The organism is Bradyrhizobium algeriense (assembly GCF_003062295.1).
GTDB lineage: Bacteria > Pseudomonadota > Alphaproteobacteria > Rhizobiales > Xanthobacteraceae > Bradyrhizobium > Bradyrhizobium algeriense.
On sequence record NZ_PYCN01000124.1, the window covers coordinates 1 to 1,847 of the forward strand.

General features: G+C 65.0%; 2 protein-coding genes. Both read right to left on the reverse strand.

The window, feature by feature from the left end; all coding sequences use genetic code 11:
• On the reverse strand, positions 1-641 hold a 641-nt coding region (istB, locus tag C7G61_RS42590; RefSeq protein WP_108523394.1), incomplete at its 3' end, for an IS21-like element helper ATPase IstB.
• A gap of 14 nt (positions 642-655) precedes the next feature.
• Positions 656-1,847 (reverse strand): IS21 family transposase (gene istA / locus C7G61_RS42595; RefSeq protein WP_108523395.1); only part of this gene is annotated, 1,192 nt, incomplete at its 5' end.

Here is a 1,847-nt window from a genome sequence, read left to right on the forward strand (position 1 = left end):
GGCTCGCCAATAACCTCGTGCCAAGTTGCCACAGGGAGTTGGCTGGTGATGAGGATGGAGCCGCGGCCATGACGGTCCTCGACGATCTCCATGAGATCGCGCCGCTGACTGGCTGAGAGGCGGTCGGGTCCCCAATCGTCCAATACAAGCAAATCGACCTTGACCAGCATCCGGAACAGTCGCGGGAAGCGGCCGTCGCCATGAGCGAGATCGAGATCAGCGAACAGACGCGGCACGCGCGTGTAGTGGACCGTGTAGCCGTCGCGGCAAGCCTTTTGCGCGAGCGCGCAGGCTAACCACGACTTGCCGATTCCGCACGGGCCGGTGACCAGCAGGCCGCGGTGCTCGGCGATCCAGCGGCAGGTGGCCAACTGTTGGAACAGCGCCTTGTCGAGCCGGCGTGGCGTGCGGTAGTCGACGTCCTCGACCGCGGCTTGGCTGTGCCGCAGCCGGGCGGCGCGCAGTCGGGCCTGGAAGCGACGGGTGCTGCGATAGGCGACCTCGCGGTCGAGCAGCAGAGCCAGCCATTCGGCGTGCGCGAGATTGCGAGCCTCCTCTTGCACCTCGAGCTCGGTGAAGGCTTGCGCCATGCCGTCGAGCTTGAGCGCTCTGAGCTGGTCTAGAGTGGGATGTGAGAGCATCAGTCGTCATCTCCTCAATGGAAGTAGGTCGGGCCACGGATGTTGTCGTGCGCTATCGCTGGCCCGTCCGTGGGCGTTGCGGGCTGCTGGCGATCGAGATTGTTCTTGAGGATCGAGTTGACCGAACTGTAGGAGCGCGCGCCGATCTCGAGCGCGCGGCCGCATGCAGCCTCGAGCCTCTCGCGGCCATATGTCTTGGCAAGCCGCAGGATGCCGACACAGGCGCGGAAGCCTTGCTCGGGATGCGTGCGCTCCCGCAGGATAGTCGCGATCAGTGCCGACGTGCGGCGGCCGATCTCGGCGGCGCTTCGCCGGAGGCGCTCTGGCGTCCAGTCGGCATAGCGCCGGTGGCTCGACGGCATGTGCTCGCGCACCGTCGTATGCTTGCGGTCGGAGGAAGAGCGCACATGGGCGGCAACGCGTTTGCCGCAGTGGAAGACTTCAATCGTGCGCGCCGTGATGCGCGCCCAAACCTTCTCGCGCAGCAATTGGTGCGGCACCGAGTAGTAGTGCTTCTCGATCTCGACGTGGTAGTCGAGCGCGACCCTGCATTCCTTCCATTCGGCAAAGACGTAGGGCTCGGCCGGCAGCGGTTTGAGCGCCGCGCGCTCGATCTCGTCGAACAACGCGCGGCGGCTCGCACCGAGATGGCGCGACACGCGGTTGTTGAGTTGTGCGACAAGCTCGGCGATGGCCACGTTCAATGCGCAGAGCGAGAAGAACTGCCGGTTGCGCAGCTTCGCGACGATAAATCGAGTCGCAATTTGGACCGCAACTTCTACCTTAGCTTTGTCGCGGGCGCGATACGGCCGCGCCGGAACAATGGCGGTGTTGTAGTGAGCCGCCATCTCGGCATAGGTGCGGTTGACCGTCGGCTCATAGAAGCAAGCCTTGGTGACGCCCGAGCGCAGATTGTCGGACACCACCACTGCCGGAACCCCGCCGATGAACGCAAAGGCGCGCGTGTGCGAGCCGATCCAGTCGGACAGGCCCTGCGTCCAGGTGGCCTCCGCATATGTGTAGTTCGTCGCGCCGAGCGAGGCGACGAACAGCTGGGCTGTCAGTACCTCGCCGGTCGAACCATCCATCACCTCAAGCGTCGTGCCGGCGTAATCAACGAACATGCGCTCGCCAGCGACGTGGCTCTGTCGCATAGTCGGCGACAGCCGCGCCGCCCAGGCGCCATAGAGCTCACAGTAGCGGCTG